We start from the raw sequence: 26,801 nt of genomic DNA, 5'->3' as shown, positions 1-26,801 counted from the left end.
GCCCGGCGTCGGCCGCGGACCCGCCCCCGAAAGCACCTGGAGGCCCTGCCATGGCCGATGCACCCGATGTCGGCGGCTCCGCCGCCCCACAGGACCCCGCGCGGCTGACGCCGACGCAGGCCCGCGCGCTGTTCCGCTCGGGGCTGCGCACGCCCACGGCCGGCTTTTGCGCGGGATACGCCCAGGCCAACCTCATCGCCCTGCCGCGCGATACGGCCTTCGACTTCCTGCTGTTCGCCCAGCGCAACCCCAAGTCCTGCCCCGTGCTGGAGGCCACCGACCCCGGGGAGGTCTCGGCGCCGGTCTTCGCCGGCGACCTGCGCACCGACCTGCCCGCCTACCGGGTCTACGAGCACGGCCGGCTCGTCGCCGAGACGACCGACGCCGCCGACCACTGGCGCGAGGACCTCGTGGCGTTCCTGATCGGGTGCAGCTTCACCTTCGAGACCCCGATGCTGGAGGCCGGAATCCCCATCCGCCACATCGAGGCCGGCGGCAACGTCGCGATGTACCGGACCGATCGCGCGTGTAGGCCCGCCGGGCGGCTGTCGGGGCCGCTGGTGGTGTCGATGCGGCCCATCCCGGCCCAGCGGGTGGCCGACGCGGTGCGCATCACCGCGCGCTACCCCTCGGTGCACGGCGCCCCGGTGCATGTGGGCGATCCGGCGGCACTGGGCATCGCCGACCTGGGCGCTCCCGACTTCGGCGACCCGGTCGAGGTGCGCCCCGGCGAGGTGCCGGTGTTCTGGGCGTGCGGGGTGACGCCGCAGGCGGCGGTCATGGCCTCGGCCCCGGAGTTCGCCATCGCGCACGCCCCCGGTCACATGGCCGTCACCGACGCCCGCGACGCCGCCTACCAGGTGCCCTGACGCCGGGCGTCAGGGGGCGAGCGTGTGGCGCGCGAGCTCGCGGACGCTCGGGCGCGGCGACTCGTTGGGGGTGAGCCGCTGCACGGCGCGCTTGACCACGGGCGAGTGCGACCAGACGACCTCGGCGCTGCGCCCCTCAAGCACCAGCATGGCCAGCGAGTTGTCGTACCAGGGGCCGCCCTCCAGGCGCCAGCGCAGCGGGGGCGCGGGCACGCCCGCGGCACGCGCCAGCAGCGCGCCGATCGCCCCGGTGACGCCGCGGGCGCTCAGCCAGGTCGCCCGGCGCAGCATTGGCGGCATCCAGTTGCACGTGGGCGAGCACACCAGCTGGGCGATGCGGGTGCCCCCGCCTGGCGCGGAGCCGGCGCCGCGCGCCCGCGCCAGGTAGGAGAAGTGGACGTCGCCGCCAAGGAACAGCACGCTGGCGGGCGGCGCGCCGCGCTCGCCGGCGGCCACCCGCAGCACGGAGTCGGCGAGGGAGCGGAACGAGGACTGGAAGGCCGCCCAGTGCTCCAGGTCGACCTCCTGGCGGATCTTCTCGCCGGGGCCGCGCAGCGCCTTGCCCCAGGCACCGGCGCACACGGCCTCGTTCCAGGCCTCCAGGTGGTGCACGCCCGCAGGCATCAGGAACGGCAGCGTGCTGGCCACGACCAGGTGGTCGACGTCGCCGGTGAGCTGGTCGTCCAGCCACGCCGCGCCTTGGGGGTCGAGCATGCTGCGCCGGGTGTCGTCGTCGACGACGCGGCCGCAGCGGGTGTCGACCATCAGCAGCCGGGTGCGGCCGATGTCGAAGCGGAAGCTCCACCGGTAGCTGTCGGCCTCCTGGTGGGCGCGCCAGGCGAACGCGTCGACGACGGTCGCGGCGTCGCCGGCCTCGGCGGGCACCGGCCCGCCGTGCGGCCGGCCGAGGACGCCTTCGGCGGTGGAGCCGCCGGCGGGCACCTCCTGGCGGACCCCGCCCGCCGCGTCGGCGCCCTGGGGCGCCCGCCCGCCGGGGCCGTCGGATGCGGCCGCCGGGGCCGGATCGGCCGGGTAGGCGCCCGGGGACGCCTCCCCGGCGGAGCCCGCCCGGACCACCTCGGCGAAGACCGGATCGGCCGCACGGTGCTCGGGCGAGAGGTTGCCCAGGTGCTGGTAGATCCAGTAGGCGCCGAGTCCGGAGGTGATGCGGGGCCGCCACCACGGATTGCGCGCCATCTGGGCGCGCCAGGTGCCCGAGGTGTTCCAGTCGTCGCGGATGTCGTGGTCGTCGAACAGCATGAGGGTGGGCACCGTGGACAGCAGCCAGCGGATGTCCGGATCCGACCACGCCTGGCGGTACAGCTCGGCGTACTCGTCGAAGGAGACGACCTCGTCGTCGGGCGGGGCGTGCCCGGTTCCCTGCGCGCGGGTGTGCGCGCGCCGCCGCGCGAGGAACTCCTTCATGCCGGGCTGGAGTTCGTCGGCGTAGACCTGGTCGCCGATGAGCAGAAGCAGCGAGGGTTCGCCCTCCTGGGCGGCCGCCGGCGCGGCGCCGGCGGCCGGCGAGGAGCTGCGGGCGGCGGCCAGGCGCAGCGCATAGGCGCGCAGCATGTCCACGCCGTAGCGCAGGACGGCCGCTCGGGAGTGGTCGGTGGCGGTGTGGCAGGAGCCGAAGAGGATCCGGGCGGGGGCCGCGGTGTCGAGGGTGTGCACCGTGCTCGGCGGCCGGGGCGAGTCCGCTTGCGGCCAGACCGTCTCGCCGTCGAGGCGCACCTCGTAGGGCAGGACGGCACCGGGGGGCAGGCCGCGCAGGTCGCACAGCGCGTAGTGGTGCCCGTGCACGGTGAACGTGCGGGCGCTGGCGGTGTGCCCGCCGGCCGCGGCGACCGTGACCGTGCACGGCGCCCCGGTCTCGACCCAGATGGTAGCCGTCGTGTCGGTCACGTGCCTCAGCAGCGGGCCGAGGCGCAGGCCGATGCCCACGGGCCCCCCTTCCGTCGACGTCTGCAGGGATTTCGGCGCAGGGAACGCGCCGACCTTCCGCACCCGAGTATGGCCCTGCCGGGCCCGGCCGTCACCACCGATGCGGCGCCTGTGGAGGTTGAAGCGGGGTGCTTAGTGGGTACGCGTTGCCGCATGCGGACGAAACTTCTCGACCTGCGGACCGGCGGGTCGGAGAGCATAACCGATATCACCGGCATGTGCCGGGACTTCGTGTCCGAGAGCGGCGGCGACGGCCTGCTGAACGTCTTCGTGCCGCACGCCACGGCAGGCGTGACCGTCATGGAGTTGGGAGCGGGGTCCGACGAGGACCTGCTCGCCCTGCTGGGCGACCTGGTGCCCAAGGACGACCGGTGGCGGCACCGGCACGGCTCGCCCGGCCACGGGCGGGACCACGTGATACCGGCCCTCATCCCGCCCCACGCCACGGTACCCGTGGTCGGCGGCCGCCTTGAGCTGGGAACCTGGCAGTCCATCGCCCTCGTGGACACCAACGTCGACAATCCGAGCAGGCAAGTCCGCCTCTCGTTCTTGACGGGCGCGGGATAGCGGCCAGGATGGTAAGTGCAGTACACCTCAGGGCGCAGGCGCGTTGACGGATCAGGTCCCCAGCGTGTGAACTTAGCCCTCAACAGCGGGGTCGCCCCGGTGATACGGGACCGCGCACGGTCGACCCGCCGGCACAGGAGCGGGATCGGCGCGAAGAGCAGAACTTGTGGAGGAGGACTTTCGTGAGCGCGACCGCGGGCCAGGCACAAAGCGAACGTGGCCTGGCCGATCGACTCGGGTTCAAACCGGGTCAGGTGGTGCAGGAATTCTTGTTCGACGACGACGTGGACGAGGAACTGCGCGCCTCGATCGCCGAGCGTACCGGCGAGGAGTTGGTCGACGAGGATTACGACGGCGTCGTCGACGCCGCGCTGCTGTGGTGGCGCAGCGACGAGGAGGACGACCTCACCGACGTCCTGGTGGACGTTCTCGGTGCGGTCGAGGGCGGGGGCATCATCCTGGTGCTGACCCCCAAGCCCGGCCGCGAGGGCCACGTCTCGCCGAGCGAGGTCGCCGAGGCCGCCACCACGGCCGGACTGTCGCAGACCAGCGCGGTGAGCGCGGGTGCGAACTGGTCGGGGACCCGGCTCGTCGCGCCGAAGGTGCAGCGCTGAGCAGGTCCCGTCCCCGGCCGGGGCGGTCTGCGGAGCGGATTGCCATAGGGTGACCCGCGGGCGTGCCGTCCGCCGGCAGCGGCGGGCGGCACGCACCCGTGCCCGCACGCTCGCAGGAGGGGACCGATGCCGATCGAGCCCGGCCAGGCCGCGCCTGGATTCGAGTTGGCCGACCAGCACGGCCAGACCGTGCGACTGGCCGACTTCACCGGCCGCAGGAACGTGGTCCTGGTCTTCTACCCGCTGGCCTTCTCGGGGGTCTGCCGAACCGAGTTGGCCGCACTGCGCGAGGCGGCCGGCGACCTCGTCAACGACCGCGTCCAGCTGCTGACGGTCTCGGTCGACTCCATGTTCGCCCACCGCGTCTGGGCCGAGCAGGAGGAGCTGGACTTCCCTTTGCTCTCGGACTTCTGGCCGCACGGCGAGACCGCCCGGGCCTACGGCGCCTTCGACGAGACCCGCGGCGTCGCGGTGCGCGCCACCTTCGTCATCGACATGCAGGGCATCGTGCGCTGGAAGGTCGTCAACCCCATCTCCGAACCCCGCGACGTCGACGACTACCGCAAGGCCCTCGCCGAACTCCCCTGAGGCGCCCGCCCTTCGCCCGCCCGTACCGCCCCGCGGACCCGGTACCATTTCCCTGTCACCGGATCGACACCCATCCGGGCGTGTAGCTCAGTTGGCAGAGCCCCCGCCTTACAAGCGGGTGGTCGGAGGTTCGAGTCCTCTCGCGCCCACCCTCCACGAACATGCAAAACGCCCCCGGCCTGCGCATAGGCCGGGGGCGTCGTCGTGTTCTCGCGGAGAGCCGCCGGGGTCGCTGAGTGCGGCGGGCCCGCGGCCGGCCGTGTGCTCGTGGTGGTGACGACCCGGGCGGTTGCGCCCAGAGGACGCGGAAGGGGGCTCCGACGACGAGTTCCGCGGGCCGATGCGGGCCGCGCTGGAGGACCGAACCGGGCGACCGCCCGTCCCGCCCTGGGCCGGGACACGCGTGGGTGCACGGCCGAATCTCCGCCGGAGCCGTCTCCCACCCGCCCGTGTGATCGGGGCGCGCCGCCGTGGGCGGCGGGGCCGGCGGTTCCCCGGGCGAGGTGCGGAGCACAGCCCGGCCCGATCGGTTCCAAGCACGGATCGGGGATACCACCTGTTCTGCCGCGCCGGTGGGCGTGAATGGCCGTGAATAATCCTGGTCACCGGCTCGCGGAAACTATGCGTGTTTTTCGCGCCCCGCCGCGTGTTGACGCCGGTCGAACGTGCGCGCCATTCTTCAGGGAAGTCCCCGTGCGGGGGCTTCGGGAAAGGGAGAGCGCATTCGTCCGGCTCATGGGAGAACCGGAATGCGATATGCGCGGACAACGGCGTCGTAACAGGTGACCTGGATCGTAGGGCCAGGCCGGGCCGGTTGCGGAGTGGTCGGCCGTGACGCGGCGCGGAAGCGCGCGACGGAGTTCACAGCGGCGGTGAATCGGGAGGCGGCAGCCTGCGCGCTTTTCGGGTTCGCCGTTCCGATCCGTTTCTTCGGTGTGCTCGAGGCGCCGAAGCATTGTGCTCCGCGCCTGCCGAAAATCCCCCGAGCAGAGGAGGAACCGTGTTCCTGCGAAGACTGGCGTCCGCCGCCGCGATCGCATTGGCGGTCGGTTCGATGACGGCCGTGCAGAATTCCGACCCCGCGTCCGCCGACGCGCAAACCACGCAATCCGATTCGGCCGAGGTCCGGGCGTCGGCCCAGGAGGAGACCACCACCGTCCGATACGGGCCCTACACCCTTCCCGCCGCCGGCAGCGGCGACTCCGAGGACGGGCACGGCGGCCACGGTCAGGAGAGCGGCATCGCGCTGAACGCGGAGAAGCCGTGTGAGGACTGCTTCATCACGGGATTCGCCCCGAACCTGACCTACGCCGACGGTACCGACGCCAACGTCGACGAAGGCGCGATGATGCACCACTTCGTGCTGTTCGACTCGACCGAGGACGACGCCGTGTGCCCCGGGTCCCAGCGGATCTTCTCCTCCGGCAACGAACGCGTCGCCAGCGACTTCCCGGACGGGTACGGGCTTGAAGTCGGCGCCGGAGAGCGGTGGTACCTGAACTACGACCTGATGAACATGGCCCCCGAGGAGCAGACGGTCTACATCGAGATCGAGTTCTCCCACACGGCAGCCGGCGCGGACGCCGGCATCACCCCGCTCACGCCGCTCTGGCTGGACGTCGGCGGCTGCTTCGGCAGCGAGTACGACGCCCCCGAAGGCGCCAGCGAGGAGTCCCGCTACTGGAGGTCCGACCTCTCCGGGGACCTCGTGCACATGCGGGGGCACCTGCACCACGCGGGCCACTCCATCTGGACCGACAACATCTCCGAGCACTCGCGGCTGTGCCGCATCGAGGCCGAGGAAGGCGGCTCGCCCGAGTTCGTCGACCTGAACGGCCACGGCCAGATCTCCGACATGCCGCCCTGCAGCGGCGACCTGGGCCGCGTCGAGCGCGGCGACCTGCTGAGGACCACGGCCCGCTATGAGATCGAGGGCCATTCCCACGACGACGTCATGGGCATCATGACCGGCTGGCTGGCCGAGGACTGAGCCTCATCCCGCGGCCGGGGCCGCCCCAGCGGCCCCGGCCGCTCCCGCACGGCGCGACGACAGAGGGAGTGATCGCATGAAACACGACCGTCTGCGCGGACCCGTCCTGGCGCTGTTCCGCATGGTGACGGGGCTGCTGTTCCTGCTGCACGGTGCGTCTTCGCTGTTCGGGGTGTTCGGCGGCGCCCGCGGCACCGGGCTCGCGGTCGAGTTCGCGGCCTGGCCGAGCTGGTGGGCGGCACTCATCCAACTGGTGTGCGGCACGCTCGTCCTCGCCGGACTGTTCACCCGTTCGAGCGCGGTCCTGGCGTCGGGTTCGATGGCCTACGCGTACTTCGTCGTCCACCAGCCCCAAGGACTCCTTCCGCTGACGAACGGCGGCGAGCTCGCGGCGATCTACTGCTGGGCGTTCCTGCTGATCGCCGTGCAGGGGCCGGGCGAGTGGGCGCTGGGCCCGGCCGTGCGCCGCCTGGTCTTGGCAGACGCGTCCGAACCCGCACCGACCGGACCCGCCTGAGGCTGACACCGTTCGGCCTCGGTCCCCGGCGGGCTTGTCCGGGGAGGCCGAGGCCGTGCGGGTCGGCCGGGGCCGCCGGCGGCCGGGCCGCGATCGGGGATCCGGCGGCGCGTGCGGGCGCGCGTGAGGGGCCGGTGGTACTACGATCCGGTGATTAGTCGGACACCACGGGCATAAGAGGCAGGAGTACCCTTTCCATGAGCGCACCCCCCGAGTGGATGAGGACCGGCGGCGGCTCGGCGGAGCCTCCGCGGGAGATCGACACCAGCGTCGCCCATCCGGCCCGGATCTGGGACTACTGGCTCGGCGGGAAGGACAACTTCGCCGCCGACCGCGAGACCGGCGACCAGATCCTCGCCGCCATCCCCGACATGGTCGACAACGCGCGCGCCGATCGGGCCTTCCTCGGCCGGGCCGTGCGCCGTCTGGCGACCGAGGCCGGCGCCGACCAGTTCCTCGACATCGGCACGGGCATCCCCGCCGCCGGCAACACCCACGAGATCGCCCGTGAGGTCGCTCCGGGATCGCGGGTGGTCTACGTCGACAACGACCCGGTCGTGCTCGCCCACGCCCGCGCCCTGCTGGTGGGCGACGAGGACGTGGTGACCGACTACATCGACGCCGATCTGCGCGAGCCCGACCGGATCCTCGACGGCGCCGCGCGGACCCTGGACTTCCAGCGCCCGGTGGCCGTGATGCTGCTGGGAATCCTGGAGTTCGTTCCCGACACCGAACAGGCCAAGGCCCTCATCAAGAGGCTGATGGACGCGGTTCCCAGCGGCAGCCACCTGGTGATCTCGCACTCCACCAACGAGGTCCACCGCGAGGCCATGGAGGAGGCGGCCCGGCTGTGGAACGAGGGCGGCTCGACCCCGCTCACCCTGCGCGACGCCGCGGGGCTCGCCGACCTGTTCGAGGGCCTGGAGCTGCTGGAGCCCGGCGTGGTCTCCTGCCCCCTCTGGCACCCCGAGCCCACCGAGGTGGGCGCCCCCGTCCCGGTCGCCCAGTTCTGCGGAGTCGGCCGCAAGCCTTGACGGCATCCCCTGCGCCCGCCCTTCGGCGCTGGTCACCTCATGGCTTCGAGCCTGGTCTCGGCGCCACGGAGGTAGTCGTCTACGGCGGGCGCAGGAACGCGGTACATCCGGCCGACGCGGACGGCCGGCAGCGTGCCCGAGTGAATCATGCGGTATATCGTCATCCTCGACACCCGCATGATGGTCGCTACTTCGGCGATTGTGAAGGACCGCGTTTCGTCCAGCCGTGTCTCGGGCAGATCAGCGGTCTGATCCCCCAGGCGAGCCTGGTCGACACTCGGCGACGTACCGGGCGAGCCTTCCAAGCCGCGAATCTGGTCTATGAAAGACACGATGCGCTTTCGCGCGGCGTCATCCACGGGACCCACGGCATCCATGATCGCCGAAACGGTCGGAGCCTGCCGCAGCGTCAAGACTTCGATACCAAGAACCCTGCCATCGGAGCCGTAATCGGCGACGAACGACCCGTGCTCTACGCTACGCGCCACAGGCTCCTCTGCCAGCCCCAAGTAGGCGGCATCAGCTTCCTGGTCGATCGAGACGCTGGACACCTCAGCCATGCTCCTCACGATACTTCCACCGCCGTCTTCAAGACAGGGTCGCCAGTACCCCAGGAGTCCTCTCTGACCGCGACGTAGATCCGGCGTCCGTCACCGGTCCACCCGAACAGTTTGTACGAGCGATTCTGAGGGTCGTGGACCACGTTTACCGGCCGGGCGACGACGGCCTGGACGTCTGCCTCGCTGATCTTCCTCTTCCGCAGGCGTTCACGAAGGTGGTGCGTGAACCGGGGCGGCATTTACCCGTCTCCAGCGGTAGTCACCACGATTTCGCGTTCGGCCGTTCGACCGGCGATCTCCGCAGAGAAAACCCACGGCCCGGCTTCATCGAGAACCAATCGAATCGACTGCGTCCACAGCGGAGCCGCGCCACCATCCTCGTTTGACATAAGGCCCGTCAGGCTGAGTGCGACCGTCTCCGACGGCCGAGCGACCCGAAGTTGGAACGGCATGATCTCGCCTCTGTCGATGGAGGAGTCGAGCACCATTAGGGCCACGCCGAATTCGACGGCGGTGGGAAGCGAGGGCTCATGTCTACGCAGCAGAGTCGGCGTGCGAATGAACACGACTCCGTCCGCGGAGTCGACCTCCAAGCCAACGAGGAGAACGACCGGCGGGCGGGCCGGCGAACGCTGCACAGGTTGCTGTGGGGAGACGTCACTCATCGAAGAGGACGCTACGGCAGCGTTGCCCCGGCCGCAGGGAAATCGGGGAACTCCCACGCGCACACGCGGATCGGGCTGTGCCATCGTCTGCAGGCGGATCCGACGGCTCCCACCCGCTGGAGCACATCCGCCGGAGCCGAGAGCGCGTCGGTAGCGGACGCGAGCGTGGGAACCGTACTCCCGGCCTCGCCGGTGTCACCCGGGCGCGGCCCGCCCCCGGCTTCGGCCGGGCGGCGGGCCGCGTTGCTGCTCCCGGGACGGGTCAGGGGGTGTAGACGTCGGGCCAGGGGGCCGGGTCCATGCCGTCGCCGAGGAAGAAGCTCGGGTGCGGCGGCTGGTTGTAGGCGGTGTTCTGCCAGGCCACGGCCACGCGGTACTGGGTGTCGTGCATGAGCGTGGGCATGCGGACCTCGGTGGGGTGCGGCGTGGAGTAGATCCGCAGCGCGCCGCTGTCCTGGGTGCGCCAGACGACCTCTTCGCGCCAGTCGCCGAGGATGTCGGCGCTCAGCGCCGGGGTCGCCTTGGTGCCGTTGTTCGACGCGACGTTCTCCCCGGTGAGCAGCCGCTCGTCCCCCTGGGGGCCGTAGGAGTCGATGCGGGTGTCGTCGAGCAGCTCGCGCACCGGATCGCCGTCCCACCACGTCACGAAGTTGGCGGAGGAGGGCATGCGGCCGATGTTCTCGCCCCGGCCGTTGTACAGGCCGCGGATGCCGCCGCCCAGGGTGGCCCAGAACTCGGCGCCGGGGTTGCCGGCCCACACGTCGGCGGCCACGCCGCGGCCGGGTCCCTCTTCGCCTTCGGCCGTGGGCTTGCGCCAGATGGTCTCACCGGTCGCGGCGTCGTCCAGGTGCGCTCCGGCCTCGCCGCCGGTCCGCTCCTGGAGGTCGAAGACCTCCAGTCCGTCGCGGTCGGGCAGGAAGTCGCCCACGTGCAGCGCGTCCCCGTGGCCGTAGCCGGTGTTCCACAGCCCGCTGCCGTCGTCGTCGATCGCCATCGCGCCGTAGACGATCTCGTCGTGGCCGTCGCCGTCGGCGTCGGCCACGCTGAGCTGGTGGTTGCCCTGCCCCTCCCAGGCGGAGCCGGCCTCGTCGCTGTCGAAGGTCCAGCGCTCGCTGAGCTCGCCGTTGCGCCAGTCCCAGGCCACGATCACCGAACGGGTGTAGTAACCGCGCGCCATGATCAGGCTGGGCCGCTCGCCGTCCAGGTAGGCCACCCCGGCCAGGAACCGGTCGGCGCGGTTGCCGTAGTCGTCGCCCCAGTCCTCCAGGTCGCCGCGCGGCGGGCGGTAGTCGACGGTGCTCAGTTCGGCCCCGGTGGCGCCGTCGAAGACGGTCAGGTACTCCGGACCGGTCAGCACGAACCCGCTGCCGTTGCGGTGGTCGGCGCCGGCGTCGCCGATCACTGTGCCCCGGCCGTCGACGGTGCCGTCGCCCGTCTTCATCGCGACCTCCGCGGCGCCGTCGCCGTCGAGGTCGTAGACCATGAACTGGGTGTAGTGCGCGCCGGCGCGGATGTTGCGGCCCAGGTCGATGCGCCACAGGCGGGTGCCGTCGAGCTCGTAGGCGTCCACGATGGTGTTGCCGGTGTAGCCCGACTGGGAGTTGTCCTTGGCGTTGCTCGGCTGCCACTTGAGCACGATCTCGTAGGAGCCGTCGCCGTCCAGGTCGCCCACGCCGGCGTCGTTGGCCGCATAGGTGTAGGAGCCGTCGGGGGTGCTGCCGCCCGCGGGCCGCTGCAGCGGAACGTCCAGGTAGCCCTCGGCGAACCGCAGCGCCGCCGACGACGCCTGCCGCTCCTGGCCGTCGACGACGGGCCGCACGGTGTACTCGGCGCCGGAGGGGGCCTGGGAGTCCAGGTAGGAGGTGGCGCCGGCGACGGGCTCGGAGTTCACCCGGGTGCCGCCGCGGTAGACGTTGAAGGCGACGTCGCGGGGGTCGGTGGCCAGCAGCCGCCAGCTGATCAGGTTGCCGCCGCCGCTGCGGACGCTGACCAGGCCGCGGTCCAACGCCTCGACCTGGCGGCCCGAGCGGTCTTCACCGCTGCCGCCGTCGTCGCCGTCGTCGCCGTCTCCGGGGCCGCCGGCCGAGCCGTCGCACTCGGTGCCGTTGAGCGTGAAGGCGCCGGGCGCCTCGTTGGTGCCGGTGTGGGTGGCCTGAAAGCCGAACCCGACCGTGCCGCCGGTGGGGATGGCGGCGTTGTAGGAGGCGTTCTCCACGCGCACGCTCGCGCCGGACTGGCTGTACTCGCCGTTCCATGCGCTGGTGATCCGCTGGCCGTCGGCGAACTCCCACTCCAGCGCCCACCCGTCGACGGGGTCGCCGAGGTTGGTGATCTGCACGTCGGCGGTGAAGCCGGAGTTCCACTGGTGGACGGTGTAGTCGACGCTGCAGCCGGCGGCGGCGCTCGCGGGCGGGGCCGCGGCCAGCACGGCCGCGCCCAGCGCCAGCACCGTCGCTGCCGCGAGGCCGCGGCCGAGCCGCGGCCGGCCGGCGCCGGCCGGGGGGATTCCTGCTGTCATATGGCGGACTCCTCGCATCCGTGCCGATATGCGGCCGAGCGGCGAAAGGCCGCGGCCGCATTCGGGACCGGGGGATGGGATGGGGGACGGGATGAATCGATCTTTGGATCGCCGCCCGGGTTCGCCGGTGAACTCGGGAAACGGCGGATCGGTGCAGGCAGCCGCAAAGGCCCTGCTCCAGGTTCTTCGGGACTATGGGTCCGGGGATGGAAAGCGCTTACAGCGCTCTGTTAGGTCGATGAATCTAACACGCGTCGGCGCATGCGGGAAGGGATTCGATAAAATCGATTCAACGACGCGCTTCACCCGCCGGCGCGGCTGTGCGGGATCGGGCTCCGCCCGGAAACTAGGCGACCCCCGCCCGGCGCAGGAGCTCCTGGACCTCGGTGTCGTCGATCTGGGGGAAGCGCTCGTACCACAGGCTGACCGCCTGGAACTGCGGCGGGCTGAGTACGCAGACGACCCGGTCGCAGACGTCCTCCAGGTCGCGGGCGGCGTCGGGGGAGCAGACCGGCACCGCCAGGGTGACAGACGCCGCCCCCTGCTCGGCCAGGGACGACAGCGCGGCGCGGGCGCTCATCCCCGTGGCGAGCCCGTCGTCCACGACCACCACGTCGCGGCCGGCGACCTGCGGCGCGGGCCGATCGCCCCGATAGGCCGCGACCCGCCGCCGGGCCTCGGCTCGCTCCTCCTCGGCGCTGCGCGCCAACTCGTCCTGGTCGGCCCGGACCATGCGGCTCAGCTTCGGGTTCATGATCGGGGCGCCTTCGGCCGTCACGGCGCCCACCGCCGTCTCGGGGAAGTCGGGAACGGCGATCTTGCGCACGACGGTTACATCCAGCGGAGCCCCCAGCCGCTCGGCGACGACGGCGCCCACCGGTACCCCGCCGCGGGGCAGCGCCAGGACCACCGGATCACGCAGCCCCAGTTCCCGGACCCGCTCGGCCAGTTGCTCTCCGGCGTCGTCGCGGTCGCGAAAGACCTGCACGCCCCTCACCTCCACGCCGTCGTGGGTCGTCGCCGCCCGGCTACCCCCGCTCCGGCGGCGGAAACCGGTCGGGGCGGCCACGGCCGGCCGCCCCGACCGGGCCCCGCTCAGCGCCGCAGCGGTTACCGCCCGCTCGCACGGGGTAGGCGCTGGGAGACGGCGGTCAGCCCGGGGCGCGAGCGCGCCGGGGCCGCCGCCGCGCCGCATCCGGGCCACGGCCCGCAGCGGCGCCGCCCACCATCCAGACCAGCCTCCGGCTCCCGGCGAGGCCACGGGAACGGCCTGCGCGCGATCGGCGCCGCCGTCAGCCGGGCGACACGTGGAGAGGGCGGTGATCTATGGTCATCACCCAGGCAGGCCCCCGCGACTGCACGGACGTGCCGACGATGGGCGTCGAAGAGGAGTTCTTCCTGGTCGAGGATTCGGGCCTGCTCTCACCGTGCAGCGTGGAGGTCCTCGACGGCGCCGCATCGGGCCCCGGCGAGCTGTTCGGCGAGTTCACCCGCAGCCAGGTCGAGGCCGCCGGGCCGGTCTGCGCCACGGTGGAGGACCTGCTGGCGGGGCTGCGTTCGGCGCGGCTGCGCCTGGCCGAGTCGGCGGCCCGGCACGGAGCGCGGGTGGTGGCCGGGGGCGTTCCGGTGCTCCCCGAGGCCGGACCCCAGCGGCTCAACCCGGGCTCGCGCTACCACCGCATCGCCGAGCGCTTCGGCGCGGTCGCCGACGCCGCCGGCACCAACTGCGGCTGCCACGTGCACGTGGCGGTGCCCGACCGCGACAGCGGGGTGGCGGCCAGCAACCACATGCGCCCGTGGCTGCCGGTCCTGCTGGCGCTGAGCGCCAATTCCCCGGTCTGCGCGGGCGCCGACACCGGATACGCCAGCTGGCGCCAGCCCCGCTGGTCGCGCTGGCCCACCGCGGGACCGCCTCCGCCGATGGAGTCGGCCCGGCACTACGAGACCTGCGTGGCGGCCCTGCTGGAGTCGGGCGCCGCCCTGGACCGGCGGATGCTCTACTGGGACGTCCGCCTCTCCGACCGCCACCCCACCGTCGAGATCCGGGTGTGCGACGTCCCGGCCACACCCGAGGAGTCCGCGCTGGTGGCGGTACTGGTGCGGGCACTGGTCAGCGCCGCCCTGGACGCCGCGGCCGCCGGCCGCACCCCTCTCCGCCGCGACCCGGCGGTCCTGCGCGGCGACCTGTGGCGCGCCGCGCGCGACGGCTTGGAGGGCAGCTGCCCCGACCCCCTGGGCGGCGGGCGGCTGCGCCCGGTGCACGCGGTGCTGGAAGGGGCCGTGGAGCACCTGCGCCCCTACCTCGACCGCTCCGGCGATCTGGAGTTCGTGCGGGCGGTGCTCGGCACGCTGCGGGTGCGCGGGGGCGGTGCGGTACGGCAGCGCGCCGCCTACGCACGCCGGTCCCGCGCCGCCGACGTCGTCGACTACCTGGCCGAGGCCACCGTCACCGGCCTCGACGGGGCGCTCGCACCCCCACCCGCGGTCCTGCCGCCGGCGCATGTGCGCCCCTCCGGCGGGTAGCGGATCCGGGTTGCCGTTCCACGGCACGACGCCATTCGAGGAGGAAGAAGACGATGACCGACCGGCAACGGCTCAAGGAGCTGGGACAGCAGTTGCGCGTCGACGCGGTCCGCGCCGCCGACGCCGCGGGTTCGGGGCACCCGACCTCGTCGATGTCGGCGGCGGACCTGATGGCGGTGCTGGCCTCGGAGCACCTGCGCTACGACTTCGACTCGCCCGAGCACTCGGGCAACGACCACCTGATCTTCTCCAAGGGCCACGCCTCGCCGCTGCTGTACGCCCTCTACAAGGCCTGCGGCGCCATCTCCGATCCCGAGCTGCTGCGCTATCGCCGCCTGGGCAGCCCGCTGGAGGGCCACCCCACGCCGCGGCTGCCGTGGGTCGACGTCGCCACCGGCTCCCTGGGCCAGGGCCTGCCGATCGGAGCCGGCGTGGCGCTGGCGGGGGCGAGCCTGGACCGGCTGCCCTACCGGGTGTGGGTCCTGTGCGGCGACAGCGAGCTCGCCGAGGGCTCGGTCTGGGAGGCCATGGAGTACGCCGGCCAGGCGGGTCTGGCCAACCTGACCGCGATCCTGGACATCAACCGGCTCGGCCAGCGCGGCCCGACCCGCCACGGCTGGGACCTGGACGCCTACCGGCGCCGCGTCGAGGCGTTCGGCTGGCACACCGTCGAGATCGACGGACACGACATCGACGAGATCGACGCGGCCTACCGCCGGGCGCAGGAGGAGACCGAACGGCCCACCGCGATCATCGCCCGCACGGTCAAGGGTGCCGGTGTCAGCGCGGTCGCCGACCAGGAGGGCGCCCACGGCAAGCCGCTGACCGACGCCGAGCAGGCCATCGCCGAGCTGGGCGGGGAGCGCGACCTGCGCATCGAGGTGGCCGCACCCGACAGCGGGGGAGTGCGCCAGCGGCCCGGCGGCGCGCAGGTGGACCTGCCCGCCTACGAGGTGGGTGAGGAGGCCGCAACACGCGACGCGTTCGGCCAGGCGGCCGCGGCGATCGGCGCCGCGCGCCCCGACGTGGTCGTGCTGGACGGCGAGGTCGCCGACTCCACGCGCGCCAAGTTCTTCGCCGAGCAGCACCCCGACCGCTTCTTCGAGTTCTACATCGCCGAGCAGCAGATGGTCGCCGCCGCGATCGGACTGCAGGTCCGCGGCTGGACGCCGTATGCCGCGACGTTCGCGGCGTTCTTCTCGCGCGCCTACGACTTCATCCGCATGGCGGCGGTCAGCCGGGCCGACATCAACCTGGTGGGATCCCACGCGGGGGTGTCGATCGGGGAGGACGGCCCCTCCCAGATGGGCTTGGAGGATATCGCCGCCCTGCGCGCCGTGCACAACAGCGTGGTCCTGCACCCCTGCGACGCCAACTCCACCGCCCGCCTCACCGCGGGGATGGCCGAGCACGACGGCGTGAGCTACCTGCGCACACTGCGCGGCAAGACGCCGGTCCTCTACGGGCCCGATGAGGGCTTCCGGATCGGCGGCAGCAAGGTGCTGCGTTCGTCGCCGGACGACCGGGTGACGGTCGTGGGCGCCGGTGCCACGGTCCATGAGGCGCTGGCCGCGGCCGACGCCCTGGCCGGCGAGGGCATCGGCGTCCGGGTGATCGACGCCTACTCCATCAAGCCGGTGGACGCCCCGACCCTGCGGGCGGCCGCCGAGGAGACCGGCCGTATCGTCACCGTCGAGGACCACTGGCCCGAAGGCGGACTGGGCGACGCCGTGCTCGACGTGTTCGCCGACACCCGGTCCACGCCGCGGATGATGAAGCTCGCGGTGACGGGCATGCCGGCGTCTGCCACGCCGCAGGAGCAGCTCCGCGAGGCCGGGATCGACTCCGGGGCCATCGAGGCGGCCGTACGCGGCATCCTCCGCCAGGAGCAGGCCCCCGCCGCAGCGGGGAGCTGACAGCGGTCCCGCCCGGCCGGAGGGCGGGGTGCGCAGGACCCCGCCCTCCGGTTCGGCGTCTCTCGGGCAAAAACGAAGACCGGGCATAACTTAGGACATCTGAGCAGTTCGGGGCATCCGGACTGCTCTTCTTTTTTGACCGCTTTGCGGGTCTATTTTATGATACAAGCCTGGATATCTTTTGTTTCCAGTCCTGCCGCGGCGGTGTTTTCCGAATGTCCGGATGGGTGCTGTGCGCGGCTCGTGTTTCCCGTTGCCGGTGGTTTCTGATCCGGGATTCCAGTTGTCCCTAACGCCCATCGGAAATCCCGGGGCGCAGGCCGCCGGGTTGCCGCGGGAACGCCGCCGGCTGTTCGCGGACGGGCCGAATTCGGGGACTATGAGGGCGGGTTGTGCGTCCGCGATGAAAGTCGGCGTTCGGGGCGCATGCGTGTGGAACCGCCGGGTACGTGGGGTGCCGACCAGGCGTGAGATCGACACACCGACGCGGCGACCGACGGGATCGGCCCCGGAATCCGGGATGCGGCGAACGCGCATCCGGTGACCATTCGGGTCCCCGAGAACGGCGGACTGCTGAAACGAAAACGATGGAGAACACGGCGCATTCGCCGCACCGCGTTCCGCGGATCGGGGGTCTGCGGACGGATTCCGCAGAGCCGCGCACGCCTGTCGAAATGAATCGGCACAGCATCAACGGTCAGCGAAGGATTGGGTGGAACCACCATGACCGAGTCCGGCGTGGAGAACGCGGAGCAGCGGCTGAGCCTGGGAACCGAGGCCGCACGGAAACTGGCGACGACAACCAAGACCCCTCCGCAGATGCAGGGCATCACCTCCCGATGGCTGCTGCGCCTGCTCCCCTGGATCGAGGCCGCCGGCGGCTCCTACCGGGTCAACCGGCGGCTGACCTACACCGTCGGAGACGGCAGGGTCAGCTTCGTCTCCACCGGAGCCGACGTGCGGGTGATCCCGCGCGAACTCTGCGAGCTGTCGCTGCTGCGCGACTTCGGCGACGAATCCGCGCTGGAGGCCCTGGCCGAGCGCTTCATCCAGGAGGAATACGCGCCCGGCGACGTCATCGTCGAGCACGGCGGCGCCGCCGACCGCGTCTACCTCATCGCCCACGGCAAGGTGAACCGGCTGGGCGTGGGCGACTACGGCGACGAGACCGTCCTGGGGACCATGATCGACGGCGACCACTTCGGCTCGGCCGCACTGCTCGAGGACGAGGGATCCTGGGACGCCACCGCCAAGGCCGTCACCCCCTGCACCGTTCTCTCCCTGCGGCGCTCGGACTTCCAAGAGGTCGCCGAGCGCTCCGAGGCGCTAAGCGCGCACCTGGCCGAGCTGCGCTCCCGCCCCGCCCGGGAGGCCGATCCCAGCGGCGAGGCCGCGATCGCGGTGGCCGCGGGGCATGCGGGGGAGCCGGATCTTCCGGGGACGTTCGTGGACTACGAGGGCTCCCCCCGCGAGTACGAACTGAGTGTCGCGCAGACGGTGCTGCGGGTGCATACGCGGGTGGCCGATCTCTACAACCAGCCGATGAACCAGGTCGAGGAGCAGCTGCGGCTGACGGTGGAGGCGCTGCGGGAGCGCCAGGAGGACGAGCTGGTCAACAACCGCGACTTCGGGCTGCTGCACAACGCCGACCTCAGCCAGCGCTTCCCCACCCGCACCGGCCCGCCCACCCCCGACGACCTCGACGAGCTGCTGGGCACCGTGTGGAAGGAGCCCTCCTTCCTGCTCGCCCACCCCCGCGCCATCGCCGCCTTCGGCCGCGAGTGCAGCCGCCGCGGCGTCTACCCCCACAGCGTCGACGTCGAGGGCCACAGGGTGCCCTCCTGGCGGGGCGTGCCCATGTTCCCCTGCAACAAGATCCCGGTCACCGCCACGCGCAGCACCTCGATCATGCTCATGCGCACCGGCCAGGAGAAGCAGGGCGTCGTCGGACTCCACCAGACCGGCCTGCCCGACGAGTACCAGCCGGGGCTGTCGGTGCGATTCATGGGCATCAGCGAGAAGGCGATCATGTCCTACCTGGTCAGCACCTACTACTCCGCCGCCGTGCTCGTCCCCGACGCCCTCGGGATCCTCGAGAACGTCGAGATCGGACGCGAGAGCTAGCCGCCCCGCCCCCGCCCGCCGACCCGCCCGTGCGGCACCCCTCCGCGCCCCCCGACGCAGGCCGCACGGGCGCCGGCGGCGGCGCGTCCGCACCGCGCCGCCCGGCCCCGATCAGGACCGACTCCGCTCCGACGACCTCTTCCACCGCCGGACACGCCCGCGCCCCGCGGGATCGGCGCCCGACACCAGCAGAGTTAGGTGGTGCATCACATGACGGATCCGACCCTTGAGAACGCCCGGCCCGAGCGCCTGAGCCTCGATACCGCGGCGGCGCGCAACCTCGCGACCACGACCAAGACGCCCCCGCAGATGCGCGGGATCACGTCCCGATGGCTGCTGCGCGTCCTGCCCTGGGTGCAGGTCGACGGCGGAGTCTACCGGGTGAACCGGAGGTTCACCTGCACCGTCGGAGACGGCAGGGTCAGCTTCGTCTCCACCGGGACCCGGGTCCGGGTCGTGCCGCCCGAGCTCGCCGAACTGCCCGCGCTGCGGGGCTTCGCCGACACGGCCGTGCTGGAGGCCCTCGCCGACCGCTTCGAGCAGCGCGAATACCGGCCGGGCGACGTCATCGCCGCCGCCGGCGACCCCGTCGACCACGTGTTCCTGATGGCCCACGGGAAGGCCGGCGTGCACCGGGCCGGCGAATACGGCGACGACAACGTGGTCGGCGTGCTGGTCGACGGCGACCACTTCGGCGACGCCGCGATGGAGGCCCGGCCCGGAGCCTGGCAGGACACGGTCAAGGCCAGGACCGCCTGCACCGTGCTGGTCCTGCCGCGGAACCGGTTCCAGCAGGCGGTCGACGACTCCGCCGCGCTGCGCTCTCACCTGGAGGACGTGCGGTCCCGGTCGCGGCGCCCGAGCAACAGGTACGGCGAGGCCGACATCGCGGTGGCCGCGGGGCATGCGGGGGAGCCGGATCTTCCGGGGACGTTCGTGGACTACGAGGCCTCGCCGCGGGAGTACGAGCTCAGTGTCGCGCAGACGGTGCTGCGGGTGCATACGCGGGTGGCCGATCTCTACAACCAGCCGATGAACCAGGTCGAGGAGCAGCTGCGGCTGACGGTGGAGGCGCTGCGGGAGCGCCAGGAGGACGAGCTGGTCAACAACCGCGACTTCGGGCTGCTGCACAACGCCGACCTCAGCCAGCGCATCCCCACCCGCACCGGCCCGCCCACCCCCGACGACCTCGACGAACTCGTCTCGCGCCGCCGCAAGACGCAGGTCGTCCTCGCCCACCCCCGCGCCATCGCCGCCTTCGGCCGCGAGTGCAGCCGCCGCGGCGTCTACCCCGACACCCTCCACTACGACGGTCACGCCGTGACCGGCTGGCGCGGCATCCCGATGCTGCCCTGCGACAAGATCCCGGTCACCGCCTCCGGCACCAGCTCCATCCTCGCGATGCGCACCGGCGAGCACGACCAGGGCGTCGTCGGACTCCACCACATCGGCCTGCCCGACGAGTACCAGCCGGGGCTGTCGGTGCGATTCATGGGCATCAGCGAGAAGGCGATCATGTCCTACCTGGTCAGCACCTACTACTCCGCCGCCGTACTCGTCCCCGACGCCCTCGGGATCCTCGAGAACGTCGAGATCGGACGCTGACGGCCCCGACGGCACCCACCGCACAGAAGGGACCCGCCTCATGGTGGCAATCGATGAGACCACGGGCGGCCGTCCGGCGGCCGAGGTACTCGCCGGCGTCCGCGACACCGTCGACCCCGCTCTGCGCGCGGCGGTCGAGACCCTGCCCCCCTCGCCGCAGGCGATCGCCGCCTACCACTTCGGCTGGCGCGACGAGCGGGGAGACCCGATCGGCGGCGCGGGCGGGAAGCTGTTCCGGCCCGCGCTGTGCCTGCTGGCCGCGCAGGCCGCCGGCGGCACCGCCGAGGACGCGGTCCCGGCCGCGGTCGCGGTCGAACTCGTGCACAACTTCTCGCTGCTGCACGACGACGTCATGGACGGCGACACCACCCGGCGGCACCGCGCCACCGCCTGGAGCGTCTTCGGCATGGGCGGCGCCGTCCTGGCCGGCGACGCGCTGCTCTCTCTGGCCTTCGACACCCTGGCGGCCTCCGGCCACCCCGCGGCCGGCGACGCGGTGCGCCGCCTCAACGCCACCGTGCAGCGGCTCATCGACGGCCAGAGTGCCGACATCGACTTCGAGCGCCGCGCCGACGTCGACCCCGCCGAGTGCCGCGCCATGGCCGAGGCCAAGACCGGCGCGCTGCTGGGGTGCGCCTGCGGCCTGGGGGCCGCCCTCGGCGGAGGCACACCGCGCCAGGTACAGGACCTGCGGCGGTTCGGCGAACTGCTGGGACTGTCCTTCCAGATCGCCGACGACCTCCTGGGCATCTGGGGCGACCCCGCGACCACCGGCAAGCCAGTCCACTCCGACCTGCGCAACCGCAAGAAGACCTTGCCGGTGGTGGCCGCGCTGACCTCCGCCGCTGCCGAGTCGGGGGAGCTGGCGGCCCTGCTCGCCCGCGACCGGCCGCTGCACGGCGCCGAACTCGTGCGCGCCGCCGAGCTGGTGGAGCTGGCCGGAGGACGCTCCTGGGGCGAACGCGAAAGCGCGGTCCTGCTGGAGCGGGCGCTGGGCCACCTGCGCTCCGCCGCCGCGGCGGCCGCGCCCGCGGCCGAACTCGCCGACCTGGCCCGCCTGGCCACCCGCCGCGACCACTGACCGACGGCCGAGCCGAGGAGGCACCGCAGCATGACCCAGACCGCAGCACCGACCACCGGATCAGGCGGGACGGCCCCCGCCCCGGCCACCGTCCTGGTCGCCGACCGCCTCGTGCGCGCGCACGCCCCCGACCTCTCCTGCCCGGCGGCCGACCTCGTCGCCGGCGAAGTCGGCCGCCGCGGCGCACGGCCCGTGCGCGGGGCTCTGCGCATGTCCGCCGAACCCGCCGGCGCCGCCGCCGCGACGCCCGCCGACGTGCCCGAGCACGCCCGCGGCCATGCCGCGGTGATCCCCGGCTCCGACCCGCCCGCCGGCCTGGGCGCGGCCGGCCTCTCCGGCGCGGAGCACCCGGCAGGCGACCGGGCCGCGCGCGAGGCCCTCGACGCCTGGCTCGCCGTCGCCGGAGTGCCGCGCAGCGTCCTGCTCGCCGCGCCGCGCTCTTTCTGCGCCGGAGTCGAACGCGCCATCGAGATCGTGGAGCAGGCGCTTGAGCAGCGCGGCAGCCCCGTCTACGTGCGCAAGCAGATCGTGCACAACACCCACGTCGTCGCCGACCTCGAATCGCGGGGCGCCGTCTTCGTCGACGACCTCGACGCGGTCCCCGAGGGCGCGACCGTGGTCTTCTCCGCGCACGGAGTCTCACCGCAGGTGCACAGCCAGGCGGCCGAACGCGGGCTCAGCGTCATCGACGCCACCTGCCCGCTGGTCACCAAGGTGCACACCGAGGCCCGCCGGTTCGCCTCCCGGGGAGACACGGTCGTGCTCATCGGCCACGCCGGCCACGAGGAGGTCGAGGGCACTCTCGGCGAGGCCCCGGGCCGAACCGTCCTGGTCGAGACTCCCGAGGACGCCGCGTCCCTGGAGGTCGAGGACCCCGAACGGGTCTCCTACCTCACCCAGACCACCCTGGCCGTCGACGAGGCCGCCGAGGTCGTCGACGCCCTGCGCGCCCGCTTCCCCGCCTTGCGCGGGCCTTCCTCCGACGACATCTGCTATGCCACCACCAACCGCCAGGACGCCCTGTCGGCCATCGCCGAGGAGGCCGACCTGGTGCTGGTGATGGGGTCGGACAACTCCTCCAACTCCCGGCGGCTGGTGGAACTCGCCCGGCGCCGCGGCACCGGGGCCCACCTCGTCGACGACACCGGCGACATCCGCCCGGAGTGGCTGGCGGGGGTACGCACCGTCGGGCTGACCGCCGGCGCCTCCGCGCCACCGGGACTGGTGGATGCGGTGATCACCGCCTTGCGCGGACTGGGCCCGCTGACCGTGCGCGAATACGAGATCACCCGCGAGACCATCCACTTCACCTTGCCGCCCCAGGTCCGTCCATCGTGACAGCGATCGGGGGGCACGAGCCCGCCTGAGAGGGGAGCGGGGAAGGGGGAGAAGGCTGAGGGGAGCGGGGAGCGGGGGAGGGAGCGGCAAGCGGGGGAGGGGAGTGGAGGTGGTGGGTGGTGTCGCCTGCGCCCACCGGTTCGGGTGCTCGCCGGTGGCCCGTGCGACGGGGGCGGCGAGGTCGGCGGTGGGCTTTGCCCGCGCGGATCGGTTCGGGTGCCCGCCGGTGGCCCATACGACGGGGGCAGCGAGGTCGGCGGATGGCTCGGCCCGAGCCCATTCGGTCGGGTGCTCGCCGGTTGATCATCCGACGAGGGCAACGAGGGCCGCACGCGGTTCAGCCTGCGCCCACCGGTTCGGGTGCTCGCCGGTTGATCGTCCGACGGGGGCGGCGAGGGCGGCGGATGGCCGGGCCCGAGCCCACCGAACCCGGTGCCCGCCGGTGCGACAGGCGACGGTGGCGGCGAGGGCGGTGGTGGGGGCCGCCTACGTCGTGTTCAAGGAGTCGGTCACCACAGGAGGTTGCGGCAATGGGGCTGTGATGCGCGAAGCGCGGTGCGCCAGCTTGCCGCCGAGCGCACGGCGCACCCTTGTTTCGGAGGCCCGCCACCGGTGGTGCGGCTCCACCTGGGACGGGCTGCGTGCGCTCGGCGGCAAGCTGTGACCGCGCTTCGCGAGGCGCACCCATTGCCGCAGCCCCGATGGTGGCCGCCCCGGGTGGTTCCCGGTGGGTTCCTGGACGGCAGCCCCCGCCGTCCTGGGACACGGCCCGGGCGGGGACTTTTCGGGCATTTCGCCTCGCGCGGGTCGACGATGCCCGCCGATGGCGCGCGGTGGGGCTGCGCGGCGCGTCGCATCCCGGATCTTCCGGGATGCGGAAGGAATCCGGGGTGGTTTGTCCGGAATGCCCGCCTGTGGCGGGGGGTGGAGGCGGCCGGGGTGCCACGAGGTGCGCGTTTGGAGCGCTTCGGGCGCCGATTCCGCTCCAAACGCCATGATCATCGCCGATCCGGGCCGTGCGGACCGTCTTGGCGCCCCCGCATACCGGACATCTCGGGACGATTCGGCGCTTGAAATCGCCCGCCGCGCGGCCGGAGCCCGCCCCGGCGGTCGCGCGGCGCGTCTCGTCGCCCCGCCGTCGCCCCGCCGTCGCCCCAGAAGCCCGCTATGTCCGGCTTGCACCTCCGGATCCGCAGTCGAGGGTGTCCGTGGGGCCACGCTCGGCGCCGAGCGTGGCCCCACGGACACCCTCGACGCGACCGGGATCGAAGCGAGTTAAATCAAACCGGGCATACGTGCTTTCGGTCGCGGCGTGCTGGTGGATGCGGCACACCCCAACACGCCCCCGCGCCGCACCTGTCGCCCCCGACCCCCAGCGCACCGCCGCACCCATGCGCGCAGCCCGATGCGCCGACCACCTTGGCCGCCCCCGTCGCCCACCTGCACCGGCGGGCACCCGTACCGATGGGCGCGGGCCCGGCCACCCGCCGCCCTCGCCGCCCCCGTCGCACACCTGCACCGGCGGGCACCCGTGCCGATGGGCGCGGGCCGGGCCATCCACCGACGTCGCTGCTTCCGTCGCTCGCCTGTGCCGGCGGGCACCCGTGCCGATGGGCGCGGGCCGGGCCACCCGCTGACCTCGCTGCTTCCGTCGCTCGCCTGTACCGGCGGGCACCGGGGCCGACTCGCTGGGGCCGGGCCACCCGCTGACCTCGCTGCTTCCGTCGCTCGCCTGCACCGGCGGGCACCCGTACCGATGGGCGCGGGCCGGGCCACCCGCCGCCCTCGCCGCCCCCGTCGCCCACCTGCACCGGCGGGCACCGGGACCGATGGGCGCGGGGCCAGCCCTCGCCGCCCTTGTCGCCTCGCCGGGCGGACGGCCATCCGCTGGCACCAACCGCTGATCGCCCACCTCGACCACCCACCTCGACCACCCACCGCCCCACCCGGCGCCTCTCACCCTCGCCCCCACCCTCGCCCCCACCCCCTCTGCATGTTTCGTTCGATTTGAGCGCCCTATCTTGCGCAAAATGAGCGACCAAGTCATTATTGTCCTGTTCATCTGCACGAAATGAGCAAGTAGGAGTGGGAGTGCGCCATCAGGAGCTGCTGGACGCCGTCGTCGACGGCATCCAGCGGGTCGAGGACCTGGCCCGTGTGCTGGGGATCAGCCCTTCCACCGTGCGGCGCGGGCTGACCGAGCTTGAGCAGGCCGGTAAGGTCGTGCGCACCCACGGCGGCGCTGTGCCCTCCCCCTCGGGCGGCGAGCTGTCCTGGACGCAGAAGAGCCAGCGCAACGCACCCGCCAAGCGGCGGATCGCCGCACTGGCCGCCGATCTCGTCGAGGACGGCCAGGTCGTCCTGCTCGACGCTGGCAGCACCACGACCTTCATCGCCGAGCGCTTGGCATCCCGCTCCGGGCTCACCGTCGTCACCAACGGGCTGGGGCCGATGACCGCCCTGCACGACGCCGAAGGCATCGAGCTGATCGTCATCGGCGGCCGCGTTCGGCGGCGGCGCGGGTCCATCGTGGGCGACTACGCGCGCGGCGTGCTCGACCGGATCAGCGCCGACATCGCCTTCATCGGCGCCGACGGCGTGGTCCCCGGGCGCGGCGTCAACTGCCCCAGCCCGGAACTGGCGGCCGTCAAGGAGCTGCAGATGCGCAGCGCCCGCGAAGTCGTCGTGGTCGCCGACTCCAGCAAGCTCCATGCAGGCGAGCACCACCACTGGGCGGTTCTGCCCGGCCCCCACGTCCTCGTCACCGATGACGGCATCAGCGACGAGGACGCCCGCACGTTCGGCGCGGACCCCTCCTGCCGGCTCCGCGTCGTGCCGACCGCAGGCGGCCCCACCACGCCTGCGTCAACCGATTGACCCCACGAAAGGTGCGGACATGGATGTGCAGCTGCTCGCGGCGCTGGTCCTCGGCGTCGCCGCTGTCGTCGCGATCATCGTCTGGTCGCGGCTGGACGCGTTCGTCGGCCTGCTGGCCGGCGCGCTGGTCACCGGCGTGGTCGCCGGCGTCCCGGTCACCGACCTGATCGGCCACATCACCACCGGCTTCGGCGACACCCTCGCCGGCATCGGCATCGTCATCGCGCTCGGTGTCATGATCGGAAAGGTCCTGGAGGAGAGCGGCGGCGCCGACGCCTTGGCCCGGATGTTCGTCCGCGCATTCGGCAAGGGCCGCGAGGACGTCGCGATGACCGCGACCGGAGCCGTCGTGTCCGTGCCGGTCTTCTGCGACTCCGGCTTCGTCATCCTCCACCCCCTGGCGCGCTCGCTCGCCCGGCGCTACGGCAAGCCGCTGGTGGGCGTGTCCCTCGCGCTGGCCGGCGGCCTGGCCGTCACCCACCACCTGGTCCCGCCCACCCCCGGACCGCTGGCCGCCGTGGGCCTGCTCGGCGCCGACCTGGGTACCGTCATCCTGGCCGGTCTGGTCATGGCGGGCGTGCTGGTGCCGGTCGTGGTGGCCTACGCCCGCATCATGGGACCGCGCCTGGAGCCCCACCTGGACCCCGACCTGGTTCCCGACCTCGCCGGCGCACCCGCCGCCGCCCGTGCCGCGGGCAGCGGCGCCCCGACCGGCCCGCAGGACGCCCCGGCGGCTCCGGCCGCAGGCGGCGGCACCGCCGAGCCGGCCGGCTCCGGCGAAACCGCCGAACAGGCCAAGCCGCGCGTGCATCCGGCACTGGCCGCGCTTCCCCTCCTCCTGCCGCTGCTGCTGATCGTCGGCAACACCGTCACCGCCGCCGTCGCCGAAGGATCCCGCATCGCCGAGGTGTTCACCTTCATCGGCGAACCCGCGATCGCGCTGCTGATCGGCCTGGTCATCGCCGTCTACCTGCTGCCGCGCCTGCACACCGGCCGCAAGACCGTCACCGGCTGGCTCACCGCCGCGGCCGCATCCGCCGGCATGATCGTCTTCATCACGGGTGCGGGCGGAGCCTTCGGCGAGGTGCTGCGCCAGTCGGGCGTCGGCGACGCGCTCGCCGAGGAGGTCTCGACCTGGCCGGTGCCGCTGTTCCTGATGCCCTTCCTCATCGCCACCTTCGTGCGCATCGCCCAGGGCTCGGGCACCGTCGCCATCATCACCGCGGCCACGCTCAGCGCCCCGCTGGTGCAGTCGGCCGGGGTGGACCCCACGCTCGCGGTGCTCTCCGCCTGCTCCGGCTCCTTCGTCTTCTCCTACGTGAGCGACTCCTTCTTCTGGGTCGTCACCCGCTTCACCGGCCTCACCGGCGGTGCGGCGATGAAGATGTGGACCGGCGCCACCACCACGCTGTGGCTGGCGAGCATCCCGCTGCTGGGCATCGCAGCGCTGATTCTCGGTTAGGGGTGACAA

General features: G+C 72.7%; 20 protein-coding genes, 1 tRNA gene and 2 pseudogenes. 16 read left to right on the top strand and 7 right to left on the bottom strand.

Annotated features, from left to right (window positions below; translation table 11 throughout):
- The first annotated feature begins 50 nt into the window (after window positions 1–50).
- On the top strand, window positions 51–869 hold the full coding sequence (locus tag FZ103_RS20895) for a putative hydro-lyase (protein WP_156003552.1): 819 nt from the start codon (window positions 51–53) through the stop codon (window positions 867–869).
- Between the two features lie 9 nt (window positions 870–878).
- Here FZ103_RS20895 and FZ103_RS20890 read toward each other — a convergent pair whose 3' ends face one another.
- Window positions 879–2,813 carry an alkaline phosphatase D family protein gene (locus FZ103_RS20890; protein WP_186356619.1) on the bottom strand — a complete coding sequence of 645 codons (1,935 nt, stop codon included), beginning with the start codon at window positions 2,811–2,813 and terminating at the stop codon, window positions 879–881.
- Between the two features lie 153 nt (window positions 2,814–2,966).
- Between FZ103_RS20890 and FZ103_RS20885 the strand changes: the two genes are divergently transcribed.
- From FZ103_RS20885 to FZ103_RS20855, 7 genes are all read left to right on the top strand, one after another.
- Window positions 2,967–3,380: a secondary thiamine-phosphate synthase enzyme YjbQ gene (locus FZ103_RS20885; RefSeq protein WP_156003551.1), complete on the top strand. Its 414-nt coding sequence runs from the start codon at window positions 2,967–2,969 to the stop codon at window positions 3,378–3,380.
- 182 nt (window positions 3,381–3,562) lie between these two features.
- Entirely contained in the window at window positions 3,563–3,994 is a 432-nt protein-coding gene (locus tag FZ103_RS20880; RefSeq protein WP_186356618.1) for a DUF3052 domain-containing protein, read from the top strand.
- Window positions 3,995–4,120: 126 nt separating this feature from the next.
- Window positions 4,121–4,582: a peroxiredoxin gene (locus FZ103_RS20875; protein WP_156003549.1), complete on the top strand. Its 462-nt coding sequence runs from the start codon at window positions 4,121–4,123 to the stop codon at window positions 4,580–4,582.
- A gap of 76 nt (window positions 4,583–4,658) precedes the next feature.
- Window positions 4,659–4,731, top strand: a tRNA-Val gene (locus tag FZ103_RS20870).
- 851 nt (window positions 4,732–5,582) lie between these two features.
- Window positions 5,583–6,572, top strand: coding sequence for a hypothetical protein (locus tag FZ103_RS20865; protein WP_156003548.1), 990 nt, complete (start codon window positions 5,583–5,585; stop codon window positions 6,570–6,572).
- A gap of 76 nt (window positions 6,573–6,648) precedes the next feature.
- Complete coding sequence (locus FZ103_RS20860; RefSeq protein WP_156003547.1) at window positions 6,649–7,089, top strand: DoxX family protein; 441 nt, start codon at window positions 6,649–6,651, stop codon at window positions 7,087–7,089.
- A gap of 197 nt (window positions 7,090–7,286) precedes the next feature.
- Window positions 7,287–8,123, top strand: coding sequence for an SAM-dependent methyltransferase (locus tag FZ103_RS20855; protein WP_156003546.1), 837 nt, complete (start codon window positions 7,287–7,289; stop codon window positions 8,121–8,123).
- 32 nt (window positions 8,124–8,155) lie between these two features.
- Here the strand turns inward: FZ103_RS20855 and FZ103_RS25710 are convergent, their stop codons facing one another.
- From FZ103_RS25710 to FZ103_RS20830, 6 genes and pseudogenes are all read right to left on the bottom strand, one after another.
- Entirely contained in the window at window positions 8,156–8,362 is a 207-nt protein-coding gene (locus tag FZ103_RS25710; protein ID WP_255430223.1) for a helix-turn-helix domain-containing protein, read from the bottom strand.
- Between the two features lie 183 nt (window positions 8,363–8,545).
- Window positions 8,546–8,683: pseudogene (locus FZ103_RS25705) on the bottom strand (DUF2283 domain-containing protein); the annotation flags it as partial.
- A 5-nt stretch (window positions 8,684–8,688) separates the two neighbouring features.
- Window positions 8,689–8,922 (bottom strand): DUF4258 domain-containing protein, encoded by a 234-nt coding sequence (locus FZ103_RS20845; RefSeq protein WP_156003544.1) that lies wholly within the window; start codon window positions 8,920–8,922, stop codon window positions 8,689–8,691.
- Complete coding sequence (locus tag FZ103_RS20840) at window positions 8,923–9,348, bottom strand: hypothetical protein (protein WP_156003543.1); 426 nt, start codon at window positions 9,346–9,348, stop codon at window positions 8,923–8,925.
- Between the two features lie 262 nt (window positions 9,349–9,610).
- Window positions 9,611–11,866, bottom strand: coding sequence for a cellulose binding domain-containing protein (locus FZ103_RS20835; RefSeq protein ID WP_156003542.1), 2,256 nt, complete (start codon window positions 11,864–11,866; stop codon window positions 9,611–9,613).
- 346 nt (window positions 11,867–12,212) lie between these two features.
- A complete protein-coding gene (locus FZ103_RS20830) occupies window positions 12,213–12,854 on the bottom strand; it encodes a phosphoribosyltransferase family protein (protein ID WP_343233628.1) in 642 nt (213 codons plus the stop codon).
- 338 nt (window positions 12,855–13,192) lie between these two features.
- Here FZ103_RS20830 and FZ103_RS20825 point away from each other — a divergent pair, with 338 nt between their 5' ends.
- From FZ103_RS20825 to FZ103_RS20790, 8 genes and pseudogenes are all read left to right on the top strand, one after another.
- Complete coding sequence (locus tag FZ103_RS20825; RefSeq protein WP_156003541.1) at window positions 13,193–14,389, top strand: glutamate--cysteine ligase; 1,197 nt, start codon at window positions 13,193–13,195, stop codon at window positions 14,387–14,389.
- Between the two features lie 47 nt (window positions 14,390–14,436).
- Window positions 14,437–16,305: pseudogene (locus tag FZ103_RS20820) on the top strand (transketolase); the annotation flags it as partial.
- Between the two features lie 723 nt (window positions 16,306–17,028).
- A complete protein-coding gene (locus tag FZ103_RS20815) occupies window positions 17,029–18,429 on the top strand; it encodes a family 2B encapsulin nanocompartment shell protein (protein ID WP_156003539.1) in 1,401 nt (466 codons plus the stop codon).
- 210 nt (window positions 18,430–18,639) lie between these two features.
- Entirely contained in the window at window positions 18,640–20,034 is a 1,395-nt protein-coding gene (locus FZ103_RS20810; protein WP_156003538.1) for a family 2B encapsulin nanocompartment shell protein, read from the top strand.
- A 40-nt stretch (window positions 20,035–20,074) separates the two neighbouring features.
- Complete coding sequence (locus FZ103_RS20805) at window positions 20,075–21,115, top strand: family 2 encapsulin nanocompartment cargo protein polyprenyl transferase (protein ID WP_156003537.1); 1,041 nt, start codon at window positions 20,075–20,077, stop codon at window positions 21,113–21,115.
- 30 nt (window positions 21,116–21,145) lie between these two features.
- Window positions 21,146–22,453 carry a 4-hydroxy-3-methylbut-2-enyl diphosphate reductase gene (locus FZ103_RS20800; RefSeq protein ID WP_156003536.1) on the top strand — a complete coding sequence of 436 codons (1,308 nt, stop codon included), beginning with the start codon at window positions 21,146–21,148 and terminating at the stop codon, window positions 22,451–22,453.
- A 2,091-nt stretch (window positions 22,454–24,544) separates the two neighbouring features.
- Window positions 24,545–25,330: a DeoR/GlpR family DNA-binding transcription regulator gene (locus FZ103_RS20795; protein ID WP_186356617.1), complete on the top strand. Its 786-nt coding sequence runs from the start codon at window positions 24,545–24,547 to the stop codon at window positions 25,328–25,330.
- A 19-nt stretch (window positions 25,331–25,349) separates the two neighbouring features.
- Window positions 25,350–26,792 carry a GntP family permease gene (locus FZ103_RS20790; RefSeq protein ID WP_156003534.1) on the top strand — a complete coding sequence of 481 codons (1,443 nt, stop codon included), beginning with the start codon at window positions 25,350–25,352 and terminating at the stop codon, window positions 26,790–26,792.
- The last annotated feature ends 9 nt before the right edge of the window (window positions 26,793–26,801 follow it).

Source organism: Streptomonospora sp. PA3 (assembly GCF_009728995.1).
Lineage (GTDB): Bacteria > Actinomycetota > Actinomycetes > Streptosporangiales > Streptosporangiaceae > Streptomonospora.
This window is presented reverse-complemented; position numbering and strand designations above follow the sequence as displayed.